The 24,415-nt window shown below is 60.0% G+C and carries 21 protein-coding genes; 4 read left to right on the top strand and 17 right to left on the bottom strand.

Features of this window, described 5'->3' with window-relative positions; all coding sequences use genetic code 11:
* Positions 1 to 120: 120 nt before the first annotated feature.
* Complete coding sequence (locus ACQ4W7_RS17205) at positions 121 to 567, bottom strand: response regulator (protein WP_426074329.1); 447 nt, start codon at positions 565 to 567, stop codon at positions 121 to 123.
* A 286-nt stretch (positions 568 to 853) separates the two neighbouring features.
* On the opposite strand from ACQ4W7_RS17205, the gene ACQ4W7_RS17200 reads away from it, so the two are divergent.
* The 4 genes from ACQ4W7_RS17200 (at position 854) to ACQ4W7_RS17185 (ending at position 4,935) form a co-directional block, all read left to right on the top strand.
* Positions 854 to 2,974 carry a TonB-dependent receptor family protein gene (locus ACQ4W7_RS17200; RefSeq protein ID WP_436531983.1) on the top strand — a complete coding sequence of 707 codons (2,121 nt, stop codon included), beginning with the start codon at positions 854 to 856 and terminating at the stop codon, positions 2,972 to 2,974.
* 339 nt (positions 2,975 to 3,313) lie between these two features.
* A complete protein-coding gene (locus ACQ4W7_RS17195) occupies positions 3,314 to 3,973 on the top strand; it encodes a DUF642 domain-containing protein (protein WP_426074327.1) in 660 nt (219 codons plus the stop codon).
* A gap of 258 nt (positions 3,974 to 4,231) precedes the next feature.
* Complete coding sequence (locus ACQ4W7_RS17190) at positions 4,232 to 4,681, top strand: hypothetical protein (RefSeq protein ID WP_426074326.1); 450 nt, start codon at positions 4,232 to 4,234, stop codon at positions 4,679 to 4,681.
* 38 nt (positions 4,682 to 4,719) lie between these two features.
* Positions 4,720 to 4,935 (top strand): hypothetical protein, encoded by a 216-nt coding sequence (locus ACQ4W7_RS17185; protein ID WP_426074325.1) that lies wholly within the window; start codon positions 4,720 to 4,722, stop codon positions 4,933 to 4,935.
* Positions 4,936 to 5,036: 101 nt separating this feature from the next.
* Here ACQ4W7_RS17185 and ACQ4W7_RS17180 read toward each other — a convergent pair whose 3' ends face one another.
* The 16 genes from ACQ4W7_RS17180 to ACQ4W7_RS17105 form a co-directional block, all read right to left on the bottom strand.
* Positions 5,037 to 5,420: a hypothetical protein gene (locus tag ACQ4W7_RS17180; protein WP_426074324.1), complete on the bottom strand. Its 384-nt coding sequence runs from the start codon at positions 5,418 to 5,420 to the stop codon at positions 5,037 to 5,039.
* A 160-nt stretch (positions 5,421 to 5,580) separates the two neighbouring features.
* Positions 5,581 to 6,153, bottom strand: a complete 573-nt coding sequence (locus tag ACQ4W7_RS17175; protein ID WP_436531980.1) for a hypothetical protein — start codon at positions 6,151 to 6,153, stop codon at positions 5,581 to 5,583.
* Positions 6,154 to 6,321: 168 nt separating this feature from the next.
* Positions 6,322 to 6,669 (bottom strand): energy transducer TonB, encoded by a 348-nt coding sequence (locus ACQ4W7_RS17170; protein ID WP_426074322.1) that lies wholly within the window; start codon positions 6,667 to 6,669, stop codon positions 6,322 to 6,324.
* Between the two features lie 33 nt (positions 6,670 to 6,702).
* Positions 6,703 to 7,053, bottom strand: a complete 351-nt coding sequence (locus ACQ4W7_RS17165; protein WP_436531978.1) for an energy transducer TonB — start codon at positions 7,051 to 7,053, stop codon at positions 6,703 to 6,705.
* Positions 7,050 to 8,810: a methyl-accepting chemotaxis protein gene (locus ACQ4W7_RS17160; RefSeq protein ID WP_436531976.1), complete on the bottom strand. Its 1,761-nt coding sequence runs from the start codon at positions 8,808 to 8,810 to the stop codon at positions 7,050 to 7,052. The genes ACQ4W7_RS17165 and ACQ4W7_RS17160 overlap by 4 nt, the downstream gene beginning before the upstream one ends.
* Positions 8,811 to 9,328: 518 nt before the next feature.
* Positions 9,329 to 9,793 carry a hypothetical protein gene (locus ACQ4W7_RS17155; protein ID WP_436531974.1) on the bottom strand — a complete coding sequence of 155 codons (465 nt, stop codon included), beginning with the start codon at positions 9,791 to 9,793 and terminating at the stop codon, positions 9,329 to 9,331.
* Complete coding sequence (gene dusA, locus ACQ4W7_RS17150) at positions 9,793 to 10,743, bottom strand: tRNA dihydrouridine(20/20a) synthase DusA (RefSeq protein ID WP_436532165.1); 951 nt, start codon at positions 10,741 to 10,743, stop codon at positions 9,793 to 9,795. Before dusA ends, ACQ4W7_RS17155 begins: the two co-directional genes overlap by 1 nt.
* Positions 10,744 to 10,910: 167 nt before the next feature.
* Complete coding sequence (gene typA / locus ACQ4W7_RS17145) at positions 10,911 to 12,743, bottom strand: translational GTPase TypA (RefSeq protein WP_426074319.1); 1,833 nt, start codon at positions 12,741 to 12,743, stop codon at positions 10,911 to 10,913.
* 205 nt (positions 12,744 to 12,948) lie between these two features.
* Positions 12,949 to 13,884: a tRNA pseudouridine(55) synthase TruB gene (truB, locus tag ACQ4W7_RS17140; protein WP_436531972.1), complete on the bottom strand. Its 936-nt coding sequence runs from the start codon at positions 13,882 to 13,884 to the stop codon at positions 12,949 to 12,951.
* Between the two features lie 2 nt (positions 13,885 to 13,886).
* A complete protein-coding gene (rbfA, locus tag ACQ4W7_RS17135) occupies positions 13,887 to 14,309 on the bottom strand; it encodes a 30S ribosome-binding factor RbfA (RefSeq protein WP_034782531.1) in 423 nt (140 codons plus the stop codon).
* A 116-nt stretch (positions 14,310 to 14,425) separates the two neighbouring features.
* Positions 14,426 to 17,284: a translation initiation factor IF-2 gene (gene infB, locus ACQ4W7_RS17130; RefSeq protein WP_426074317.1), complete on the bottom strand. Its 2,859-nt coding sequence runs from the start codon at positions 17,282 to 17,284 to the stop codon at positions 14,426 to 14,428.
* Between the two features lie 46 nt (positions 17,285 to 17,330).
* The gene (gene nusA / locus ACQ4W7_RS17125; protein ID WP_086144982.1) at positions 17,331 to 18,896 is read right to left on the bottom strand and encodes a transcription termination factor NusA; all 1,566 of its coding nucleotides are present in this window, start codon (positions 18,894 to 18,896) and stop codon (positions 17,331 to 17,333) included.
* The gene (gene rimP, locus ACQ4W7_RS17120) at positions 18,893 to 19,381 is read right to left on the bottom strand and encodes a ribosome maturation factor RimP (RefSeq protein WP_426074316.1); all 489 of its coding nucleotides are present in this window, start codon (positions 19,379 to 19,381) and stop codon (positions 18,893 to 18,895) included. Before rimP ends, nusA begins: the two co-directional genes overlap by 4 nt.
* Positions 19,382 to 19,722: 341 nt before the next feature.
* A complete protein-coding gene (rluB, locus tag ACQ4W7_RS17115; protein ID WP_436531969.1) occupies positions 19,723 to 21,849 on the bottom strand; it encodes a 23S rRNA pseudouridine(2605) synthase RluB in 2,127 nt (708 codons plus the stop codon).
* Positions 21,842 to 22,630 carry an SMC-Scp complex subunit ScpB gene (scpB, locus tag ACQ4W7_RS17110; protein ID WP_436531967.1) on the bottom strand — a complete coding sequence of 263 codons (789 nt, stop codon included), beginning with the start codon at positions 22,628 to 22,630 and terminating at the stop codon, positions 21,842 to 21,844. The genes rluB and scpB overlap by 8 nt, the downstream gene beginning before the upstream one ends.
* 400 nt (positions 22,631 to 23,030) lie before the next feature.
* Positions 23,031 to 24,050 (bottom strand): glucokinase, encoded by a 1,020-nt coding sequence (locus tag ACQ4W7_RS17105; protein ID WP_426074313.1) that lies wholly within the window; start codon positions 24,048 to 24,050, stop codon positions 23,031 to 23,033.
* Between the last annotated feature and the right edge of the window lie 365 nt (positions 24,051 to 24,415).

The raw sequence follows: 24,415 nt of genomic DNA, 5'->3' as shown, positions 1-24,415 counted from the left end.
GCATAGGGAGATAATCCCGGCACCTGCGGGACGGAGCCTCTTCGTGCAAGCGGGGCAGCTTAATCCCAAGCAAACTAGGTAAGCAAAGGCTCGCCAGGCAGTGCTTGATGACGCGTAAACCTAGCCCGCCAGCACCGACTGCACCGTCGTCGCCAGGTCTTCCAGGCGCACGGGTTTGACGAGGAAGTGGCGGAAACCCACGGCCAACGCATCGTCCATATACATGGGCAGGCTGTGGCCCGTGACGGCGATCAGCACGGCATTGGCCGTCTCGGGATGGTGGTGCAGGCGGCGGCCGATTTCGATGCCGCTGATGCCGGGCATCTCGATATCGAGGTAGACGGCGTCGGGCACGCACAGCTTGACTTGCTCGACGGCCATCTGCCAGTTGCGCACCACCACCGCATGGTGGCCCAGCGCTTCGAGCAGCATGGCCAGCGCTTCGCCCACTTCCTGGTTATCGTCGACCACCAGCAGATTGAGTTTGCGCGCAGCACTTGCCGGCTGGTCGCCCTGGCGGCGTTCCACGGAGGAATTGCCTGGTGTCGTTTCAGTTGTCTGGCTCATTGTACCTTCACGTCTGACGGCTGCAAAAGCGGGAGTATACAAGAGCACGTGGAATGCCGCCGCACCCCAGCAATGGTGCCAAGCGGCAATCCTGGCCGCCCGCTGTACCGCGCCAGCAACATTTCCTTCCATGCCCCGGCGAAAGCCGGCCCTACGCAGTTTGCGCGATTGACGGATAAAATGAGAATCATTATCATTCTTATCCCCTTGCGCCGGATGTCCACGCCACAATATTGGCGCGCCGCCTGATTGCCTGCGCAAACATTGTCATTACGGAGATCCATGCATGGCCGCCACACTTTCCCCACTGCTCTTTTCGCTGCGCCCGTGCGCGCTGGCCATTGCCCTTGCCTGCCTGGGCGCATCCCTTGCCGCGCAGGCACAGGACGCCAGTTCGACCAATACAGCCGATAACACCGGTCCCATCCTCGAATCCATCCAGGTCAGCAGCAACCTGCTGGGCACTAGCATGGCCGCCAGTACGAAAAATTTCGCCGGCGCCCGCACGGTGGTACAAAAAGATGACATCGAGAACTCGGGCGCATCGAGCCTCAGCGACGTGATGCGCCGCATTCCCGGCGTGCAGATCAGCGACAACTCGGGCAGCGCCGGCAGCGCCATCTCCCTGAATATCGGCGTGCGGGGCCTGGCGGGTCGCTATTCGCCGCGCAGCACGGTGTTGCTCGATGGCATCCCAATGTCGGTCGCGCCGTATGGCCAGCCGCAACTGTCGTTCGCGCCCGTCAGCTTGGCCAATGTCGAGACGATCGACGTGGTGCGCGGCGGCGGCGCCGTACGCTTCGGCCCGCAAAACGTGGGCGGCATCATCAACTTCAAGACGCGCCGCGTGCCCACCACGCCAGGCGTCACGGGCGACGCCACCGTGCGCTACAACGCGTACAGCGAAGTGGGCCACAACACGCAAGCCAGCGTCTTTGCCGGCACCCAGCTCGACAGCGGCCTGGGCCTGGCGGTGCTGTATTCCGGCATCCGCGGCAGCGACTGGCGCGTGGGCAGCGATGAAAAAGTCAACGACTTCGCCCTCAAATTCCGCTACGACCTGAGCCCGACGGCCGAGGTGTACGGCAAGCTGTCCTACTATAACGTGACGTCGCGCACGCCGGGCGGCCTGACCGCCGCCCAGTACAAGGCCGACCCGTTCCAGAACACACGCCCGACCGACTACTGGAACGGCGAGCGCAAGGCCTTCGACATCGGCTACCTGAATGCCCTGTCCGGCACGCAGGAAGTGGAAGTGCGCGCCTATTACAACAAGAGTTCGCGCGAAAGCATCCTGATCAATGCCGGACGCACGGGCCTGGGCCACCAGCCGCGCAACTATGAAACGACGGCCATCGAGCCGCGCTACACGCAGCGCTTCATCAAGGGCAAGGTATCGCAGGACATCACCGTCGGCTACCGCTACCTGGTTGAACGGGCCGACGAGACCATCTACAACGTGGTCATCGCCAGCGGCGTACAACAAAAGCCGACGCGCTTCGCCGACAATGCCACCGATGCACAGGCCGTGTATATCGATGACAAGATCGCCATCGGCGCCTGGCGCATCACGCCCGGCGTGCGCTACGAACACATCAAGACGGAACGCTACAACCACTTGCCGACCGACCAGAAGATCAAGTTGCTCAACAACAAGGCCCTGCCCTCGCTGAACGTGGCCTACTTGCTCAACAACAACGTGACCCTGTTCAGCAACTACAACAGCTCGTTTGGCGCCGTGCAAAATACGCAGCTGAACTCACAGTCCAGCAAGAATCCGTTGCAGCCGGAACTGGCCAAGACGGCCGAGCTGGGCGCGCGCTGGAAGAGTGGCCAGCTGTCGGCCGAAGCGACCTTGTTCAACATCAAGTTCGATAACCAGATCCAGTCCGTCGGCAGCGGCGATAACGCTGTCTTCTACAACGTGGGCGCCACACATCACCGGGGCCTGGAATCGGCCATCGACTACCATTTCGCCAAGTCCGGCCCACTGGCCGGCTTGAACGCCTACACCACCTACACTTACACCAAGGCCACCTTGCAGGATGGCGTGAACGCGGGCAATGACGTGCCCTTCTATTCGCGCACCACGGACACCGTCGGCGCCCACTACCAGCTGGGCGCCTGGGGTTTCGACCTGTCGAGCAGCCACCAGAGCCGTCAGTTCGCCGACGAAGCCAACACCGTGGCGGAAAATGCAGCCGGCAACCTGGGCACCATTCCCGGCTTCCGTACCTGGAACACGCAAGTGAAATGGAAAGTGCCGGGGCAGAACGGCCTGGAGCTGGTCGCCGGCATCAACAACCTGAGCGACAAGCGTTACTTCACGCGCACGTCGGACGGCAACCTGGGCAAGATGGTGGGCGCGCCGCGCATGGTCTACCTGCAAGGACGCCTGGCGTTCTGACGTTTTGATCCCATGCGCGCGGCGGTGTCTATCGAAACGATATGCAGCCACGTACGTTTGCGGCATGAAAAAACCTGCATCGTTGTTGTAACGATGCAGGTTTTTTTACGCGCTGATGTCACAAAAATACTGTGGTGCAAGCAGCACCAAGGCACAGTTCGCTCTGGAGTGACGTTGTAATTAATTCAGCATGGAAATTCATTGCCTTGTAGATATAAATGATTTCACAATTGCATTTATTTTTATCTGGCGGCTATTCTTCATGTGAGTTTTGGTGATATTCTTTAAATGTCATTTAGAAAATCAAATTAATCTTTAACCAACTAAAACGGATCACTCATGAAAACGCCTGCCACTCTCTTCAAGATCGCCGCACTGGCCGCCCTGGCCACCGCTGGTGCCGCCAACGCCGCGACCGAACTGGTGGTCAATGGCAGTTTTGAAAACAACGTCATCGCCTCAGCCTGGGCCCCGCTCAGCAGCGTGACAGGCTGGACTTCATCGGCCAGCGGCAACTCGGCCTTTGAAATCCAGAAAGGCGCCACGCAAGGCGGCCAGGGCGGATTCAATCCCGTCGCCGCCAACGGCACGCAATACCTGGAACTCAATACCGACCAGCTGACCTCCGTATCGCAAGCCATCGGCACCACCGCCGGCGGCACGTATGCACTGTCGTTTGCCTACTCGGGACGTCCTAATACGGCTGGCGGCGCTAACAGCCTGATGAACGTGTACTGGGGTTCCACCCTGCTGACCCCGACGGCACTGGTCGGCAACACCGGCGGTGTGTGGCAAAGCTACAACCAGAACCTGACGGCGCTGGGTAGCTCGACCGTGCTGCGCTTCGAATCGATCGGTCCGGTCTCCGCGCCCACGTACGGCTCCTACCTGGACAATGTCTCCGTGATGGCCGCCGTGCCAGAACCGGAAAGCTACGCCATGATGCTGCTGGGTCTGGGCTTGCTGGGTTTCATGGCACGCCGCAAGACAGCTGCCTGAATCTGAACAGTCGTCGCGCAACAGCCGCCCCGCCGCCTGGCCGGGCGGCTTTTTTCATGGAAAACCAGGGCATAATTCTCAGGAAATGTTGCCAAGAAGAATTAAATTGACGCTACAATAGCGGGGTATCAAGCAATGCCAAGCATCGCTCCGCCAGGGCCCCTACCCCGCCCTGATCATCAGCACGCATTTTTTGAACAGGATGACTGGCGCTGCCGGGCACGATTGTGCTCCCGGCACGGCCACCAGACACGCACCATGTCAGCAGAAAAACCCATCACCGAAACGAGTTCCTACGGCAAGGAAACACCCGTGGGACGTCCCGACATCGATGGCCGCGCCGGCATTTTCGTGCCCACAACGGAATTTGACATCGCCAACACCACCACCATTCGCAAGGGCGCGGGCATTGTCGGCTTCGGCAACCTCGATGGCACCTTGACCGTGTACTTCGAAGCGAACCGTTTCGACGAAAGCAATCTGCACAAGTGGGAACACAAGGCGCGCAAGGCGTATGACCGCATGGTCATGGGAGCGCCCACGGTGTCGAAGGCGAAGATCGATGCACGCATGCTGGAACAGGTCGGCATCATCGATGGCATGGGCATCAATCTCAAGCATCCGGAACGCCTGACGCACTGGCTGGCGATCTCGAACGTGCCTGACACGGCGCCGGAAGAGCCTGTAGTGCGCTGGAAAAACCGCTAAGCGGCCGGAGAACAAGGCAGCGCGCCAGGCACGAGGTATTGTCCTACATGGTGGCGGACATTCATCCGATGCCGAAGGGCATCAACTCATCCTATGATGAAAGCCTGACAACACCTCACACCATTCAGGAGTACGACATGTCCCGCCTCATCCCGATCAGCTTTGGCGCCTTGCAAATAGGTCTGGCAGCGGCGGCGATGTACATACTGTGCTCGGCGGACGTACTGCACCAGAGCTCGGTATATTTCCACTGATTCAGCTTCCCGGCAGCGCCCGCCAATGACAATGCGCGCCCTGCTGCGCATTTCACGCAGCACGACGCGCACTTGCTAGCAATGCTGTCTGCGGCTAGCGTCTAGCGCCGGCCGTGGTAGCGTCCATGGCCGCCCCAGCCGCCGCGGTGTCCACCGTAGCGCCCAAAGCCAAACATGAAGTCCAGCCCGATCGTCACGGGCGGATTGTAATAATACGGTTGCGGCGCGTACACGGGCGCCGGCATGTACACGGGCTGCTGCACGTACACAGGCTGCCGCTGCACATACACGGGTTCATTCGTGTATTCCACGCGCGGCGCGCTCATCACACGGCCTGACTGCACCGGCTCGGACGAGACCGTGTGCCACTCATAGGGATTGTAGGCGCCCTGTGGCGCGCGCGAACCGTAATACGCGGGACCGGGGGGCGCCACGGCGCAGCCACCCAAGGCGGCCAGCGACATTACTGCCAACAGGGTTTTCATCGCAATTCTCCTAATCTGTACTAGCTTAATTAAGTACTATAAGAAATTACGCCGTGTTTTGCTGCCCTTTTACCGATTGTTACACCCCGACGCACGCCGCAACATGAAATGTGGCAAAGCCGCCACAAGCCGCCACAAGCGGCCCGCGCGGCATGTTTCCTCAAATAAATGGAATCGCGCAAGTATCGATGACCTTGCCGGCGGCATCGTAGCGTTGCACGCACACTTGGTAGCGCACGCCGTAATCGAGCTCGACCTGCTCGACTTTGCCATACTTCAATTTCCAGCTGGGCTGCAACTGTTGCCGGCCAGCCAGCGCGGCCACATCCTGCGGAATCGCCATTGCCGTTTGCATCTCGCCCTGGCGCGCATCCTGGCGTCGCGCCACGTCGATCAACACGTTCAACGCCAGGTCCACGCCGCCGTCCACAAAGCTCAGCGTGGGTGCGCTGCGCAGTGCCCGCATCACGCCCCAGGCGCAAGACTTGCCGCCCGCCTCGCATTGCTTCAATTGCGCCAGCGGAAAATATTCAGGGGCAATCTTGCCATCCTTGATAGGCCAGCTGGTGCGCACGCCGTCGCGCTTACCCGTCAGGGGATTGTCCCAGCTCAGGCTATTCACGACGGCCACGGTCTGCCCCGCCTGCAAGCCCGCAGGCGTGCCCAGCGACGCGCAGGCGGAAAGCAGCAAGCCGGTGGCGGCCAGGGAGGAGAGTGTCAGGATGCGCTGCATGGTAAGCCTCTTGTGGTGGGATATCCCGAAGGTATGTTTCGAGGGTAACAGAATCGGCGGCGACAACGCCGTTGGCTGGCACACATAACAGAACGGGCGGCACCCTTGCAGGCGCCGCCCGTAGCGGATACGGCCATGCCGGGAACGACGCTCCCGGCGATGCGTGGATCAGTCCAGCTTCCAGGCGTAATCGACCTTGGTCCAGGTTTGCGCCGCGGCGCCATCCTTGGTGCCCGGCTTGAACTTGCACGCCGACAAGGCTTTGATGGCGGCCTTGTCCAGGTTCTTGAAGCCGCTGCTCTTGTCGACTTTCGAATCGGCAACGCTGCCATCGGCATTCACCAGGAAGGACATTGACACGGTGCCTTGCTCTTCGTTCATCAACGAGGCTTTTGGATAGTCGGCCTTGCAGTTCTTGGCATCGAACGACGCCGGTACCTCGGCCGCGAAGGCGACGGAAGAAACGGACACCAGCAAGGCTGCTGCAACACTCATCAAACGCTTATTCTCAAACATGTGCTTCCCCATGATTATTATCAAATACGGTAGTTACAATTTCCAGGAATAGTGAACCGTGGTCCAGCTTTCCACTACGCGGCCATCTTTGCTCGCTGGCACAAATTGACAGCGAGCAGCGGTCATGACCGCAGCCTTGTCCAGCTCGCGGAAGCCGGTACGTTTTTCGATCTTCACATCCGCCACCTTGCCTTCCGCCGTCACCAGCACGGACAAGGTAATGTCGCCCTCTTCCTTGTTCAGCCGGGCACGCTCCGGATAGGCGACCTTGCATTGTTCTGCATCGAATACGGGCGGCACCTCCTCCGCCAGGGCCGCGCCACTCGCGCTGCAAAGCAGCGCGGCAACCAGAAAAGCGCCAGGCCATTGATACAGAACGTTCAAAACTCTTCCCACTCGTCATTACTGCCGGCGCCTGCCGCCTTGCGTGGCGCAGGAGCAGGAGCAGCCACGGGAGTGGCCGCTTCGGCCTTGCGGGTCAGCGACTTCACCGGACGCAATGCCGGCGCCGGCTTGCGCACGGCGACGGGTGCGCTAGCCACGGGGGCCGGCACATACGCTGCCGGCTTCTCTTCGCCCTCGACCAATTTGAAGATGCTGACCACGTGGGCCAGTTCGGCCGCCTGGTCTTGCAAGCTTTGCGCCGCAGCGGCCGCCTGCTCCACCAGCGCGGCATTTTGTTGCGTCATGCCATCCATTTCGATGATCGACAGGTTGACCTGTTCGATGCCGGCGCTTTGCTCCTGGCTGGCACTGGCGATCTCGCTCATGATGTCGGTTACGCGGCGCACGCTGTCGACCACTTCGCCCATCGTCACGCCAGCCTGGCCCACCAGGCGCGTACCGCGTTCGGTCTTCTCGGCCGAATCGTCGATGAGGATCTTGATTTCCTTGGCGGCGCCAGCGGAACGCTGGGCCAGGTTGCGCACTTCCGAGGCCACCACGGCAAAGCCGCGGCCTTGCTCGCCGGCACGCGCCGCTTCCACGGCCGCATTCAGCGCCAGGATATTGGTCTGGAAAGCGATGCCATCGATGACGCCGATGATGTCGACAATTTTCTTCGCCGATTCATTGATCGAGCTCATGGTGTCAACCACTTGCGACACCACGGAGCCGCCCTTCAAGGCCACGTCCGAAGCGGTGGCGGCCAGCTTGTTGGCTTCCCGCGCATTGTCCGCATTCTGTTTCACGGTCGAGGTCAACTCTTCCATGGCCGACGCCGTTTTTTCCAGCGCGCTGGCTTGCATTTCCGTGCGCGACGACAAGTCGATATTGCCGTCGGCGATCTCGCGCGACGCCGTGCCTATGGTTTCCGTGCCCACGCGTACCTGGCCGACGATGCCCACCAGGCTATCGCGCATTTCCTTCATTTCCGCCAGCAGACTGGACGTATCGGAAGGCTGGGTGTGGATGCCGATCGACAGGTCGCCATTGGCGATGCTGCCGGCGATCGATGCAGTGTAGTCAGGCTCGCCGCCCAGCTGTTTCAGCAAGCCACGGGTAATCACCAGTGCCGCCGCCACGCCCATCGCCACGGCCAGTACGCCGAGGATGATCATGAACAGGCGCGCGCTGTCGAAGGCCTTGCGGGCATCCGATTGCATCTGCTCATTGAGCTTGTCTTCCAGGGTGGCCAGTTGCTCCAGCGCCTCCATCCATTTTTTCTGTACCGGCCGGATTTCCTTGATCATCACGCGTGTGGCGCCTTCCGCGTCGTTGGCCATCCACAGTGCGGATGCCTTGGCGATGGCCGGCATGGCGGCCGCTTCGTATTCCTTGATCGAAGTCAGCAGGGCTTTTTCTTCAGCAGTCGACTCGACGGCGAATTTCTCTTCGAGCTTCTTCTGCGTTTCCTGATAGGTGCTGGTCTGCGTCTTGATACGCGCCATTTCCGGTTCCATATCGCCCGCGTCGGTCATCAGGGTCAGGATGCGCAGCGAGGTAATGCGGTCGCTGACGTTGCCACGCATGTCGATCACCAGGCGGGTGACGACGTTGTTGACATTGATCACGTGATCGAGACGTTCCTGGATTTGCGCCATGCGCGCGATGCCGAGGACGGTCACGGCCACCAGCAGAACCAGTACCAGGGCGAATCCCAGGCCCAGGCGGGTACCAACCTTCATTTTTGCTAAATTCATTTCGGCTCTTCGTAAATGAAACTATTGATAAGAATTTTTGCCCGGCACGACAAGACGAAGGCCGCGCAACACCGGTATCCGCCCTTACCCATTGGTATGCTGGCGGTATCCGGCCGCACGCAGCCTGGGGTACTTCCTGGTCTACAACAGCCCTGAAAACGCCAGTGACTGCGAATGCAAATTTATCCCACACACTGAATTTCTGACACGATTGATGTGAGATCAGCATCAAACATTCATATGAGAAATATTTGTCTATAATCAATTATAGGTGTAAATTTTGCCTCAAAGCAAGCAATAAGTACCTGAATAAATGCCTGATTAACTTTCTTCGGGGAAATGGCAACAACGCCGTTTCTTGCCCCTTAGAAATGCCCCACGACAGTGTGGGCGGGCGCCGAAACAGCGCATTTACAACACATGGCATAGCCAGTGACATCGTTTTGGGAGGGGTACTCAGAGGAAGGGGGAGTGCGGACAATACCACTGCCCCGGGGCAGCGGTATAGACAAGTTGGATCAGCGGTCCCAGCTGCAATGCATTACATAGGCGTGGCACTCTGTGCCAAAGACGAAGACGCTCCAGATGGCGCCCAATTGACCGGCCAGGCTGCGCTGGCCCGACGATACCAGTTGATACCAGTGCGGCTCGCTGCCCAGCAGCTCGGCCAGTTCGCGCTCGAAACCGTCGAACAGACGCGCGTCGAGCGGCTGGCGGTCGGCCTCGCTCATCGGGTTCAAGCGCTCAAGCAGCCACTGGCGCGGCGTGCACAAGGCGCCGCTGCACACGACCGTCACGCTCGGCTGCAGGCGCAAGCCGTCCGGCGCTATCTTTAGCGCGCGGCACAGCGCGTCAAAGGACGCCTGCGGCGGCAGCGCGCCCAGATAGGAACACATGAAGAGACTGCCGTCATCCTTCAGCGCGCTGACGGCCAGCAAGTAGCCGCCAATCTGGTGCGCAAGGCCGTGGCAGTCGCTGCTCATCAGGCAGGCAGCGACAATCGCGCCGCCGCTTCCAGCAGCAAACGCGGGTCACCCGAGGCCAGCTTCTTCGAATCCGACAGGGTTTGGCGGAAGCCGCGCGCGCCGGGAAGGTTTTGCATCAGGCCCAGCATGTGGCGCGTGACGCTGTTCAACTTCAGCCGCCCCGCTTCCTTCTCCAGCTGCGCACTAATATACGGAATCATCGCCTCGAGCACTTGCTCGCGCGTCTTCACGGGCGTGTCGTCACCGTAATAGCGCTGGTCGAACTGCGCCATCACGTACGGGTTGTGATACGCCTCGCGGCCCAGCATCACGCCGTCCAGGTGCTGCAGGTGCAGGTCGATTTCAGCTAGCGTCTTGATGCCGCCGTTGATGATGAACTCGAATTGCGGAAAATCACGCTTCAAGCGGTAGGCATAGTCATACTTGAGGGGCGGCACTTCACGGTTTTCCTTCGGACTCAGGCCTTTCAGGATGGCATTGCGCGCATGCACGATAAATGTCTTGCAGCCGGCATCGGCCACGGTGCCCACGAAATCGCGCACGAAGTCATACGACTCGCTGTCGTCGATGCCGATGCGGTGCTTCACGGTGACGTCGATATCGACTACGTCGCGCATGGCTTTCACGCAGTCGGCCACGAGTTGCGGCTCGGCCATCAGGCAGGCGCCAAACGCGCCTTTTTGCACGCGCTCGGACGGGCAACCGCAATTGAGGTTAATTTCGTCATAGCCCCACTGCTCACCGAGCTTGGCGCTGGTGGCCAGGTCCTTCGGGTCGCTGCCGCCCAGCTGCAGGGCCACCGGATGCTCTTCCTCATTAAAACGCAAATGGCGTTCCACGTCGCCGTAGACCAGCGCGCCCGTCGTCACCATTTCGGTGTAGAGCCAGGTGTGGCGCGTGATTTCGCGGTGGAACTTGCGGCAATGGCGGTCGCTCCAGTCCATCATCGGGGCAACGGACAGGCGGCGGGAAGGCAGGGTTGGGACAGTCACAATACGCTCGCTACAAAAAGGGAATCCAGAACGGCAAACCCGCTGCGTCGCATCACCGCAAGGTCATGCAAGCACAGCGGGTCTGGTTGGCGCGGCGACGCAGCGCCACGCCACTACAACAATTACGCGTCGCGGCCGGCGCGCTTACGCTCGTTTTCTTTCAGGAAGCGCTTGCGCAGACGGATCGATTTTGGCGTGATTTCAACCAGTTCGTCGTCGGCGATGAATTCCACCGCGTATTCCAGCGACATTTGCACTGGTGGTACCAGGCGCACTGCTTCATCGGTACCCGACGAACGCACGTTGGTCAGCTGCTTGCCCTTGATCGGGTTGACGACCAGATCGTTGTCACGCGAGTGAATACCGATGATCATGCCTTCGTACACTGGATCGTTGTGGACCACGAACATGCGGCCGCGATCTTGCAGTTTCCACAGGGCGTAGGCAACAGCGGCGCCGTCATCTTGCGAGATCAGCACGCCGTTACGACGGCCAGCCATTTCGCCACGGGTGTTGTCGACTGGCGCGTATTCGTTGAATACGTGGCTCATCAAGCCGGTGCCGCGGGTCAGGGTCATGAATTCGCCCTGGAAGCCGATCAGGCCACGCGCCGGGATCAGATACTCGAGACGCACGCGGCCCTTGCCATCCGATTCCATGTTTTGCAGGTCGCCACGACGACGGCCCAGCTCTTCCATGACGCCGCCCTGGTTGACTTCTTCAACGTCAACCGACAGGTTTTCAAACGGCTCGTGGCGCACGCCATCGACCATCTTGTAGACCACGCGCGGACGCGATACGGCCAGCTCGAAACCTTCGCGACGCATGTTTTCGATCAGAATCGTCAGGTGCAATTCGCCGCGGCCCGATACTTCAAAGATCGTGTCGTCGTCGGTCGGCGCTACGCGCAGAGCAACGTTGGCTTTCAGTTCGCGGTCCAGACGGTCACGCAATTGACGCGAGGTCACGAACTTGCCTTCGCGGCCAGCCAGTGGCGAGTTGTTGACCATGAAGTTCATGGTCAGGGTTGGCTCGTCGACGGTCAGCATCGGCAGCGCTTCCGGGGTATCCAGTGCGCACAAGGTCGAACCGATGCCGATTTCGTCGATACCGTTGATCAGGCAGATGTCGCCGGCAACCGCTTCGTCTACCAGCACGCGCTCCAGGCCCTTGAAATTCAGCACCTGGTTGATGCGGCCTTTGACAGGCGTGGCGCCTGGACCGTTGATGACCAGCACGTCCTGGCCGACCTTGACGGTACCGCGGTTGACGCGGCCAATGCCGATCTTGCCGACGTACGACGAGTAGTCGAGCGAGGTGATTTGCATCTGCAGCGGGCCTTCCGGATTGTCATCACGGACAGGCACGTGTTGCAGGATCGCATCGAACATCGGCTTCATGTCGCCGCTGCGCACGTCTTCGGTCAGACCGGCATAGCCGTTCAGGCCCGAAGCGTAAATGATAGGGAAGTCCAGTTGTTCTTCGGTAGCACCCAGTTTGTCGAACAGTTCGAACGTCTGGTTGATGGCCCAGTCCGGGCGTGCGCCTGGACGGTCGATCTTGTTGACGATCACGATAGGCTTCAGACCCAGTGCCAGCGCTTTGCGCGTGACGAAACGGGTTTGCGGCATCGGGCCTTCTTGTGCATCGATCAGCAGCAATACCGAGTCAACCATCGACAGGACGCGTTCCACTTCGCCGCCGAAGTCGGCGTGGCCTGGGGTGTCGACGATGTTGATGTGGGTGCCTTCGTACTCAACAGCGCAGTTCTTCGACAGAATCGTAATGCCGCGCTCCTTTTCCAGGTCGTTCGAGTCCATGACTCGGGTGTCGACCGCTTGGTTTTCACGGAAGGTGCCGGACTGGCGCAGCAGCTGATCCACCAGCGTGGTTTTGCCGTGGTCAACGTGGGCGATAATGGCGATATTACGAATTGCGCGTTTTGTATTTGACATGGTCGTAGTAGTTACTGAAAAACTGCGGAGTGCGTACAAGGTGTACGAGATACCCGAATGCTAATCTATTTCCGGAACCGCGTAGTATAGCATGTTGCGTTGCAACGCTATCTAAAAATGCTGGCGGCTCCCGCAGTCGGGAACGGTTTGTTTAAAAAAGCAACACTGGTTGAAGAGTATCGCTGGGTGATGACGTTGCTGTGACTTATTGATGCGCCGTGGCGATAAGCCTTTCTGGCGCCAGGATGCTGTATTCCTGCAACTGGCCCGTACCCAGCAGCTTGCTGTCGTGATACACGCGCACCCTGCCCGGTTCAACCGGCACGGCGACGTCTTCCTTGCCCAGCGCGATACGCTGGCCATGCAGGAAACGCTTGGCCAATTCTTGCGTCAGCTGGACTGCCGGGAAACTCGACAGCAAGGCATCAACGGGCGCGAGCAAGCTCAACGGCGCGGCATGCGCCGTCAGCTCGTCCAGCGTGACGACGCCATCGAGTGTCAGACTGCCCACTTGCGTGCGGCGCAAGGCGTTCAAATGACCGCCGCAACCCAAGGCATGGCCGATATCTTCGCCCAGCACGCGGATGTACGTGCCCTTGCTGCACATCACGGACAATTTCAGGAACGGCGCTTCATAGCCGAGGAACTCGAGCTTGTGGATGGTCACCGGGCGCGCTTCGCGCTCCAGGGTGATGCCTGCCCTTGCATACTCATATAAGGGCTTGCCATCGCGTTTCAAGGCCGAGTACATGGGCGGCGTCTGCAAAATCGGCCCGCGGAACTGCGCCAGCACCGCTTCGATCTGCTCCGGCGTCACATGCACGTCGCGCGTTTCCAACACTGCGCCTTCCGTGTCGCCCGTATCCGTCGTCTGCCCCAGGTGCACCAGGGTTTCGTAGGTTTTATCGGCTTCCAGCAAGTCCTGCGAGAACTTGGTTGCCTCGCCAAAGCACAGCGGCAGCAAGCCCGTGGCGAACGGATCCAGCGTGCCCGTATGGCCCGCTTTTTTCGCATTCAGCACGCGCTTGGCCTTGATCAGGGCGTCGTTGCTGGACCAGCCCACCGGCTTATCCAACAGCAAGACGCCATCGACCAGGTCGCGCACCCGCTTGATGCCGGGCGGTTTCTTCGGACCTGCCACGCTTATTGCTCGTCCGCTTTGTCTGCTGGCTTTTCGTCCGGCTCGGCATCCGCCGCGCGCGTGGCGTTGGCCTTATCGATCAGCAAGGACATTTCCATGCCGCGCGAAGTCGAGCTGTCGTGCACGAAATGCAACATCGGCAGGGTGTGGATATGCAGGCGCTTGCCCAGCAAGCCACGGATGAAACCAGACGCAGCCATCAGGCCTTCGGTGGTGTTCTTGATGGCTTCCTTGCTGTCTTTCAACATCGTGAAAAACACCTTGGCATGTGCGTAATCGGGCGTGATCTGCACTTCGGTGATGGTGATCATCGTGCCCACGCGCGGGTCTTTCAATTCGTAGGCGACGATTTCAGCCAGATCACGCTGGATCTGGTCGGCCACGCGCAAGCCGCGCGCTGGCATGGTTTTGCTATGTTTAGCCATGATATATGCTGTCCTAAGTGCCGCAGGGCGCATGAGTCAAACGGTTGCCCGTTGACCAATGCGCCCCACGTGTTTGCGCGGACAACACTATGTCCGCGCCATTGTTCTTGCTGAGATTACAGGGTACGAGCGATTTCCTGGACTTCGAACACTTCCAGCGTGTCGCCAACCTGAATGTCGTTGTAGTTCTTCAGCGACAGGCCGCACTCCAGACCGGCGCGAACTTCTTTCGCATCGTCCTTGAAGCGTTTCAGGGAGTCGATCTCGCCGCTCCACACCACAATGTTGTTGCGCAACAGGCGGACGGAAGAAGCACGCTTGACCACGCCATCGGTGACCAGGCAACCGGCAATCGCGCCCACTTTCGAGACCAGGATAACCTGGCGGATCTCGACCTGGCCGATGACGGTTTCGCGTTTCTCTGGCGCCAACATGCCCGACAACGCCGATCTGATCTCATCGATCGCATCGTAAATGATGTTGTAGTAGCGAATGTCCACGCCATTCGACTCGGCCAGCTTGCGTGCCTGGGCATCAGCACGGGCGTTGAAGCCGATGATGACCGCTTTCGAGGCGACTGCCAGGTTGACGTCCGATTCCGTGATGCCGCCGACGGCTGCGTGAACAACTTGTACGCGCACTTCGGAGGTCGACAGTTTCTGCAGCGAACCAACCAGCGCTTCTTGCGAACCTTGCACGTCGGTTTTGATGATCAGCGGCAAGTTTTTCACTTCGCCTTCGGCCATCTGGTCGAACATGTTTTCCAGTTTCGCAGCTTGCTGCTTGGCCAGTTTCACGTCGCGGAACTTACCTTGACGGAACAGCCCGATTTCACGCGCTTTACGCTCGTCCGCCATGACGACGACTTCTTCACCGGCAACCGGCACTTCCGTCAAGCCCTGGATTTCGACCGGAATCGAAGGACCCGCTTCAGCGATGGACTTGCCGTTCTCATCCAACATGGCGCGAACACGGCCATACGAAGAGCCAGCCAGAATCACGTCGCCGCGCTTCAGGGTACCGGACTGCACCAGGATCGTCGCGACAGGACCACGGCCCTTGTCCAGACGCGCCTCGACAACCAGGCCGCGCGCAGGCGCATCGACCGGTGCTGTCAGTTCCAGCACTTCGGCTTGCAACAGCACTTGTTCCAGCAGGTCATCGATACCTTGACCCGTTTTGGCCGAGACCGGCACGAATGGCGATTCGCCACCGTATTCTTCCGGCACGACTTGCTCGGCGACCAGTTCCTGCGTCACGCGGTCCACGTTGCCACCCGGTTTGTCGACCTTGTTGATCGCCACCACCAGCGGTACGCCGGCTGCTTTCGCGTGGGCAATCGCTTCTTTTGTTTGCGGCATCACGCCATCGTCGGCGGCAACCACCAGAATGACGATGTCGGTTGCCTTGGCGCCACGGGCACGCATTGCGGTAAACGCTTCGTGGCCTGGGGTGTCGAGGAAGGTGATCATGCCGCGTGGCGTATCGACGTGGTAAGCGCCGATATGCTGCGTAATGCCGCCCGCTTCGCCGGATGCCACCTTGGCGCGACGAATGTAATCGAGCAACGAGGTCTTACCATGGTCGACGTGACCCATGACGGTGACCACCGGTGCGCGCGGCTTCAACTCGAAGTGCGCGTGTTCGCCCACATCGGCCAGCAGCGCTTCCGGATCATCCTGCTCGGCGGCAAACGCCTTGTGGCCCATTTCTTCCACCAGAATCATGGCGGTTTCCTGGTCCAGCACCTGGTTGATCGTGCACATCTGGCCCAATTTCATCAAATGCTTGATGACTTCGGATGCCTTGACGGACATTTTGTGCGCCAATTCGGCCACGGTGATCGTTTCCGGTACGTGCACGTCTTTGACGACGGCTTCCGTAGGAGCCTGGAAGTTCGATTCACGGTCGTCATGGTGCGTCGGGCGACGGCCCTTCGCGCCACCGCGCCAGCTGTCACGGCCGCCTGGGCCGCTATTACCGCGTGGCTTAGGACCGCCGGTGGTGCCGCGTTTTTTCGCGTCATCGGACCAGGTGGACGACACATTCGCCGACTTGATGGATTTCTTGTCTGCAACAGCAGGCTTCTTGTCGCCCGGCTTGTCGCCAGGTTTCTTGTCAGCAGGCTTGTGCAAGGTGCCTTCCGGCGCCTTCGGCTTCACCGGAACCGGTACGGGTTCAGGTGCCTTGATGGCGCGGCGTGGCGCGTTCATCATGGCCTTGATCTGGGCAACTTCGTCGGCCACAGCCTTGCGTGCACGGTCAGTAGCTTCCGCTTTGTCAGCGGCTTCCTTGGCGGCAACAGCAGCGGCAGCGGCTTTCTTCTTCGCTTCTTCAGCGGCAGCAGCTTTTTTCGCTTCGGCAGCGGCATCGTCAACGACAGGCGCAGCGGCACTGGCGGCAGGCGCGGCAGCAGCCTTGGCAGCCGCCTTCTTCGCTTCCGCTTCAGCTTCTTTCTTCGCAGCCAATTCAGCCTGTTGCGTGGCTTTCGCCTGGGCTTCTTTTTCCGCGTCGAGCTTGGCCAGACGTTCTTGCTTTTCGCGCAGATCGGCTTCCTGGCGGGCGATCAGTTCAGCCTGTTTACGGGCATCTTCTTCACGGCGCGCCACGTCGGCGGGATCGATCACCGGTGCGGCAGGCGCGACCGGTTCTGCTGCGACCGGCGCAACTTCGTCACGCTGGACGAAAGTGCGTTTCTTGCGCACTTCCACCTGGATGGTGCGCGATTTGCCGGTGGCGTCAGCTTGCTTGATCTCAGTCGTTTCCTTGCGGGTCACGGTGATTTTTTTCTTTTCTGTGTCAGCCGCTGCGCCGTGTGTGCGGCGCAGATGATCCAAAAGCTTGTCCTTATCATCTTTCGACAATGGATCTGACGTCGAACTTTTCTCGACGCCGGCAGAACGCAGCTGCGTCAGCAGCAAATCTGCAGGCATCTTCAGTTCGGTGGCAAATTGGGCTACGTTGTTACTCGCCATTCAGTCCTCTTTTCTATGTGTCGCGGAGATGATAAAGATACTCAAATTAAGCCTTTGCGGATTCGGCCAGACTCCATGCCTTGGCTTGCAACGCCTTGGCACGATCGTCATATTTCGAGTCAACCAACTTCATCTCATCGTCGGTCACATCTTTAAATTCACTTGTAATCAGTTCACGCGCACGGTCCGCAGACAAGGCCAGGATTGCGCCAAATTCGTCGTATGCCAGTGCTGCAAATGCTTCAACGGTCTTGATACCAGCCAGACCCAGCTTGCCGGCGGTGATGCGGTCCATGCCTTCCAGACCTACCAACGCCTCGTCCATGCCTTCCAGACCCTCTTCCGAAGCAATTGCTTCGGTAACCAGCGCATCACGCGCACGGGTACGGAGTTCATTGACGGTATCTTCGTCAAACGATTCGATTTCCAGCATTTCGGAAATTGGCACGTAAGCGATTTCTTCCAGACTGGCGAAACCTTCTTCCACCAGAATATCGGCCACTTCCTGGTCGACATCGAGCTTTTCCATGAACAGGATGCGCACGGCAGCCGTTTCCTGGGCAGCTTTGTCAGCCGATTCTTCGGCCGTCATGATGTTGATCTTCCAGCCGGTCAGGTCCGAGGCCAGGCGCACGTTCTGGCCGGAACGGCCAATTGCGATTGCCAGGTTTTCTTCGTCCACGACGACATCCATCGCGTGTTTTTCTTCATCGACCATGATCGACGACACGTTCGCCGGCGCCAGGGCGCCGATGACGAACTGCGCCGGATCTTCCGACCACAGCACGATGTCGACGCGTTCGCCACCGAGTTCGCCGGTGACAGCCTGCACGCGCGAACCGCGCATGCCAACGCAAGTACCGATCGGATCGATGCGCTTGTCGGCCGTGTAGACGGCGATCTTGGCGCGTACGCCGGCATCGCGGGCTGCGGATTTGATTTCCAGCATGCCTTGCTCGATTTCCGGCACTTCCAGTTCAAACAGCTTCATGATGAATTCTGGCGCGGTGCGCGACAGAATCACTTGCGGGCCGCGCATGTTGCGGTCGATGCGCAAGATGTATGCACGGACACGGTCGCCGATACGCAGATTCTCTTTCGGGATCATCTGGTCGCGTGGCAGACGCGCTTCGATCTTGCCCGATTCGACGATGGCATCGCCACGTTCCATGCGCTTGATAGTACCGGTGACGAGCGAATCGCCGCGTTCCAGGAAGTCGACCAGGATCTGTTCACGTTCGGCATCACGCACGCGCTGCAGGACAACCTGTTTGGTATCCTGGGCGAAACGGCGGCCGAATTCAACGGATTCGATCGGCTCTTCGATGTGGTCATCGACTTCGATATCGGGAATCTGTTCTTTTGCCTCGAAATGCAGGATCTCCTGATCCGGCAATTGCAGGCCCGCTTCATCGGGCACCACGTGCCAGCGGCGGAACGATTCGAATTCGCCCGTTTCGCGGTCGATCGAAACGCGGATGTCTACCTCACCCTCATACCGTTTCTTCGTGGCTTGCGCCAACGCGAATTCGAGGGCGCCGAAGACGACATCTTTATCGACGTTTTTTTCGCGCGCCAGCGCGTCAACCAATAATAAAACTTCGCGGCTCATGCTTTGCGTCCCTTAAAAACCACCTGCGGCACCAAGCGTGCCTTATCCACATCGGCGAGCGTAAACTCCAACATCGCCGGACCATCCTTACCTTCAAATTCCAACGACAATTTATCGCCCACGGGTTCTTGCAAGATCCCCTGGAACGATTTCCGGTTGTTCGTACCCGGCATCGCCACAGTCAGCTTGACGATGATTTCCTGGCCTGCGAAACGGACAAAGTCTTCCAGCTTGCGCACCGGACGATCCAGACCCGGGGAAGAAATCTCGAGACGCTCGTAAGGAACGTTCTCTACCGTCAACACATGCGATAACTGGTGACTCACCGCGGCACAGTCTTCGACGGTGATCGGACCTTTTTCAGCGGCATCGGCGGCGCTGAAATCAATAAAGACGCGCAGCAGTCCGCGCTCGGCACGTTCGACATCAACGAGCTCATAGCCCAGACCTGTAACTGTCTTTTCAATTAATCCCAACTGCTGCAAGAAATTCTCCAGAAATAAGGCCCGTTTTCAGCATGACGGCGCCGCATTGAGCGCCGACAACATGCAAAAACACGCATTCAAGTCATATATGGCCCCTTGCGGAGCCATGACAAACGGTTCAACAAAAAAAAAATGGGCATCTGCCCATCTTCTTGTATTTCCCCAACCAGATAAGCACTCTCCACCAAACAACCCTGCGGAGAACTTTTATTAGGCTGCAGATTATAACCTCTTATTAACTTCGCCGCAATGCCGCACACAAGGAGCGGCCCGGCTTACAACAGTTACAAGAGCACGCGCCCGCAGCAGGTTATCGGGCGCGCAAGAAGAAATTCCCTGAATTAACCTTTGCTGCGGCGGCGCGGCATACCATCCATGCCGCCACGGTCCATGCCGCCACGCGGCTGGCCACCGGAACGCGCTTGCCCACCGGCACCGCCCGCATTGCGGCGCGGCCCCGTGTTGGCGAAGCCGAAGGTCGTTTGCAGCGGATCGGGCTGGCGCGGACCACGCTGCGGCGCGCGGCCTTCAGCACCGGCCGGACGCCCCTGCCCCTGCCCCTGTCCCTGACCTGCCGCACGCGGCGGACGGCCCTGGCCTTGCGGCGCACCTTCGAACGATGCCGACGAGCGTGGCTGACCACCCTGGAACGGACCTTGCGGCTGACCACGACCCGGACCACGCGCTTCGCCTGGACGACCGGCGCCGCCTGGACGACCCTGGCCTTGCGGACGGGCAAACTGGCCCTGCGGCTGACCACGACGCGGCGCGACGGGGAACGGATCGGCGTTGCGGTTGCTCACATCGATGCGGTTACCGTTCGGCTCGTCATCGCGGCTGGCCTTGCGCGCTTCGCGGCCCTTGGCGGCACCAGCGGCACGGGGGTCGCCCGATGCCGGCATTTTCTTTTCGATGCCGTAGGCCGTCAGCAGGTCGCGCACGGTGTTTTCATCCATCTCTTCCCAGCGGCCGCGTTTCAGGCCGCTCGGCAGGGTCATGGCGCCGTAGCGGGTACGGATCAGGCGCGAGACGGTCAGGCCGATGGCTTCAAACATGCGACGCACTTCGCGGTTGCGGCCTTCGCCGATCACCACGCGGTACCACTTGTTGATGCCTTCGCCGCCGCCATCGGCGATCTTCGAGAACTGTGCCAGGCCGTCTTCCAGCTCGACGCCGGCCAGCAGCTTCTGGCGCATGCCCTCTTCCAGCTCGCCCAGGGTACGCACGGCGTACTCGCGGTCAATGCCATAGCGTGGGTGCATCAGGCGGTTGGCCAGATCACCGGACGTGGTAAACAGCAGCAAGCCTTCGGTGTTGAAGTCGAGACGGCCAACGGCCAGCCACTTGCCTGCCTTCATGGTCGGCAAGCGGTCAAATACGGATGGACGGCCGTCAGGGTCATTATGGCTGACGATTTCGCCGGCCGGCTTGTGATACACCAGCACGCGTGGAGGCTTCTTGCTGACGCGGCGCTGGATCAACTTGCCATTGATGCGCACGTGGTCGGTCGGCAGGATGCGCTGGCCGATGTGGGCTGGCTCGCCATTCACGGACACGCGGCCCGACATGATCAGGTCTTCCATGTCGCGGCGCGAACCGAGACCGGCTTCGGCCAGCACCTTGTGCAGCTTCGGCGCGTCGTCGTCGGACGTCAGGTCGCGGCGCACCGCCACTTTTTGCACGCGGCCCGTGCCGCCTTCTTCGCTGTCGAACGCGTCGGAGGTAACAAACGAGAACACGGCGTCAGCATCGCTGAGCTTACCGGGCGCAGCCTGGCGGCCCTTGCCCTTTTTGCGGCTCTTGCCGGCATTTTTGCCAGCGCCCGGCACGTCGTTGCGCGGACCGCGCGGCAAGCGCGGGCCGGAAACGAGGTTGCCGTCGGCATCGAACACATCGGCGACAGGCGCGGCAGCTTGCTCTGCGGCAGGCGCTGTTGCAACTGCTTCAGCAGCCTGTGGCGCTTCGGCGCGCGGCGGCTGGCGCAGCGCGCGTTCCGCTTGCACGCCACGCATCTGGCGCGGACCGCGGGTCGGGCGTGCTTCGGCAAGCTTGTCAGCGACGACTTCCGGCGCCGCTTCAGCGACGGCGGCAGCGGCCTTGGCGGCGGCGCGGGCACGCGGCGGACGCGGTGCCGAGGTGCTGACAACTTCAGCAACCGCCTCGGCAGCCGCTTCCGCAGCGTCGGCCACGGCCTTCAGGGCTGGCTTGGCGCGGGTTTTCTTGACGACAGGCGCAGCTTCTGCAGCAGAATCGCCGGCGGCGACAGCGACGGAAGATGCAGCAACTGAGTCGGCGGCCACGTCGGCTTTCGTGCGGCGCTTCGGCTTGGCAGCGACGCTGTCGCCGGCAGCGGCAGCCGTTGCAGCCACTGCGTCGGCTTCGATCTGGGCCTTGGTGCGGCGCTTGGGCTTGGCAACGATGGCTTCGTCGCTGGCGGTTACTGTCTCGGGTGTGTTCGGATTATTCATTCTTCGTTTCGTGGCTGTGCTGACCTGGCGCAGCGTCAACCGTTAGTTCTGGCGCAGGGTCGTGAGTGTAGGCTTCGTCCATGGGCGAAGCATCGGGGCCGGCATCAAGGCTTGCTGTCACATCTGTCACAGCCGTATTGCTACCTGCACCAAGCTGGGGGGCAAGCTCATTGCTTGCCTTGTCAAAATTTTCCTGCAGGGCCGCTTCCAGGGCTTCGAGCCCATTGCCCTGCATTTCACTGATTTGCTGCAAAGGCGGCAACTGGGACAGCGAATGCAAACCCAGGTCATCCAAAAACTGCTTGGTGGTGGCCAGCAAGGCCGGCCGTCCCACCACGTCGCGGTAGCCGATGGCATCGACCCAGCCACGGTCTTCCAGCATCTTGATCGTCTGCGAATTGACAGCAACGCCGCGAATCTCCTCGATATCGCCGCGCGTCACCGGCTGGCGGTAGGCGATGATGGCCAGGGTTTCCAGGGTCGCCCGCGAATACTTGGGCGGCCGCTCGGGCGTCATGCGATCAAGATACATCTTCATTTCCGGGCGGCTTTGAAAGCGCCAGCCCGAAGCCAGACTGACGATCTCGATGCCACGCCCTTCCCAATCCTGCCGCAACTCTTCCAACAATTGCTTGATCGTGTCGGCACCGACGCCGACACCACGCACGCGACCGTTCTCGTCCGCATCAACGAACAGCTTTTTCAGGCTGTGGATCGTCAACGACTCACGAGCGCACAGCAACGCGGTTTCGAGGACTTTTTTAGCCTCAATTGTATTCATAGCAATTCTGTGCGGATGTGTGTTGCAATTCGTATGCAGAGAAAGAAAACAAAAACGTTCATTTCAACGTAACAGATGGCAGACATCGATGATGACGCCGTGCTGGGTTACTAATTGAGGCTGTTTTTCCGACGCCTTGGCCGATGCGCGCAAAGCGGGATTGAAGCGGATGCAGTGAAAGTCCTGCCATCCATGGCGCTGGCCTTAAATAACCAGCAATGAAACGAACTCTGCAGCAGCTACTTTTCCCGTGGCGACTAAGCAGCCAGACAGGAGAGCAACAGTCGTTGTTTCATCCAACGATGTCAATTGTACCTGATAAAAAGCGGAAAAGCGCAAAACCGGGCAAAACACGCGTTTTACCCGGCCCTGGCGCGACATATCGCCCGCACCCCGCGCATCACAGGGAGGCGAGTTTCTCCGAGAGAATGGCCGATGCGCCCAGGAAAGCTGGGTACTGCGCCGTGATGACAAAAGTCGGCACTTGCGACACATAATTGGCAAAGCGCCCCTTGCGTTCGAAGCGGGCGCGGAAACCGGAGCGGTCGAAGCGCGGCCCCAGACGTGGCACGATGCCGCCGCCGATATATATACCGCCGAGCGCGCCCAGGGTGACGGCGACATTGCCCGCCACCGTGCCGAGCATGCAGCAGAACGCTTCGATGACGTCGTCGCACAGCTGGGATTCGCCGGCCAGCGCGCGGCGCGTGATTTCCGCTGCCGGCAAGTCTTCGGCCGGCACGCCTGCGCGGTCGGCCAGGGCGCGGTAGATCAGTTCCAGGCCATCGCCGGAAATCAGGCGTTCGGCCGAGACGTGCTCATATTCGCGCCAGGCAAATTGCAGAATACTTACTTCCACTTCATTGAACGGGGCAAAGCTGACGTGGCCGCCTTCGCTTTGCAGGGCGATCCAGCCGCCGTGCGACGGAATCAGGCCCGATACACCCAGGCCCGTGCCGGCGCCGATCAGGCCGATGGCCGTGTTGGGACGGGCCGTGCCCGCGCCCACCTGGTGCTTTTGCTCAGCGGACAGCTGCGGCAAGGCGCGCGCCAGGGCCGTGAAATCGTTGACCACATCCAGTGTCGTGAAACCGCACTCTTCACGCATGGCGCGGATCGAGAACGACCAGTGATGGTTCGTCATGCTGAGGAAATCGCCGTCGACGGGATTGGCGATGGCAATCATGGCATGGCGCACGGCTTGCCCGCCAGCGGCAGCGATGTGCGGCAGAGCCAGGTAGGCTTGCAAGGCGGCGGACAGGCTCGGGTAATCGGCACAGGGCAGCACTTCCACCAGGGTGATGTGGCCGGCGGCCACTTCCAGGGCGAAACGGGCATTGGTGCCGCCCACGTCGGCCAGCAGGCGCGGTCCATCGGCAAAGGCGGAAGTCGGCAGTACGGGAGAAGACGAAGCGCTCATGATTTTAAATGATGAAGTGGGACGCATGGGACGCCAAGCTTAAAGGATGAATGCGCCCGGAGGCAAGCAAAGTTTGTAGTTTAAGTACATCAAAACAAGCCTTTATTGGTAGTTCCACTCCAAATGCAACAGGCAGCATCAAAATTGCATAGAAACAATGATTTATAGTAAGCACTTGCACTCATCAGTAACAAGAAAAGCATGCTGCACAGCAGCAGGAATCACCTTGAAAACAGAGTATGCCGGAGTTTGCGCAAAGTCGCTTTGTATGCAGCGGCGCAGGTGTGGCGCTGCCTTCCCGGCAGCCCGGCAATGATGTTTTCGTATTATTACTACCGGTTTTTACTGCGGGCTTTTACTGCCAG

The sequence above is a fragment of the Janthinobacterium algoris genome (assembly GCF_051380935.1).
Classification (GTDB): Bacteria; Pseudomonadota; Gammaproteobacteria; order Burkholderiales; family Burkholderiaceae_D; genus Janthinobacterium.
The sequence above is the reverse complement of the archived record's forward strand: the minus strand, read 5'-3'. Positions and strand labels throughout refer to the sequence as shown.

Coding starts and splice junctions, on each gene's coding strand:
- ACQ4W7_RS17200 (WP_436531983.1), top strand. CDS start 854: ATGGCCGCCACACTTTCCCCACTGCTCTTTTCGCTGCGCCCGTGCGCG.
- rbfA (WP_034782531.1), bottom strand. CDS start 14,309: ATGGCTAAACATAGCAAAACCATGCCAGCGCGCGGCTTGCGCGTGGCC.
- ACQ4W7_RS17180 (WP_426074324.1), bottom strand. CDS start 5,420: ATGAAAACCCTGTTGGCAGTAATGTCGCTGGCCGCCTTGGGTGGCTGC.
- dusA (WP_436532165.1), bottom strand. CDS start 10,743: ATGATGGACTGGAGCGACCGCCATTGCCGCAAGTTCCACCGCGAAATC.
- ACQ4W7_RS17195 (WP_426074327.1), top strand. CDS start 3,314: ATGAAAACGCCTGCCACTCTCTTCAAGATCGCCGCACTGGCCGCCCTG.
- nusA (WP_086144982.1), bottom strand. CDS start 18,896: ATGAGCCGCGAAGTTTTATTATTGGTTGACGCGCTGGCGCGCGAAAAA.
- typA (WP_426074319.1), bottom strand. CDS start 12,743: ATGTCAAATACAAAACGCGCAATTCGTAATATCGCCATTATCGCCCAC.
- rluB (WP_436531969.1), bottom strand. CDS start 21,849: ATGAATAATCCGAACACACCCGAGACAGTAACCGCCAGCGACGAAGCC.
- ACQ4W7_RS17175 (WP_436531980.1), bottom strand. CDS start 6,153: ATGCAGCGCATCCTGACACTCTCCTCCCTGGCCGCCACCGGCTTGCTG.
- infB (WP_426074317.1), bottom strand. CDS start 17,284: ATGGCGAGTAACAACGTAGCCCAATTTGCCACCGAACTGAAGATGCCT.
- ACQ4W7_RS17155 (WP_436531974.1), bottom strand. CDS start 9,793: ATGAGCAGCGACTGCCACGGCCTTGCGCACCAGATTGGCGGCTACTTG.
- ACQ4W7_RS17160 (WP_436531976.1), bottom strand. CDS start 8,810: ATGAATTTAGCAAAAATGAAGGTTGGTACCCGCCTGGGCCTGGGATTC.
- scpB (WP_436531967.1), bottom strand. CDS start 22,630: ATGAATACAATTGAGGCTAAAAAAGTCCTCGAAACCGCGTTGCTGTGC.
- ACQ4W7_RS17205 (WP_426074329.1), bottom strand. CDS start 567: ATGAGCCAGACAACTGAAACGACACCAGGCAATTCCTCCGTGGAACGC.
- ACQ4W7_RS17190 (WP_426074326.1), top strand. CDS start 4,232: ATGTCAGCAGAAAAACCCATCACCGAAACGAGTTCCTACGGCAAGGAA.
- ACQ4W7_RS17170 (WP_426074322.1), bottom strand. CDS start 6,669: ATGTTTGAGAATAAGCGTTTGATGAGTGTTGCAGCAGCCTTGCTGGTG.
- ACQ4W7_RS17105 (WP_426074313.1), bottom strand. CDS start 24,050: ATGAGCGCTTCGTCTTCTCCCGTACTGCCGACTTCCGCCTTTGCCGAT.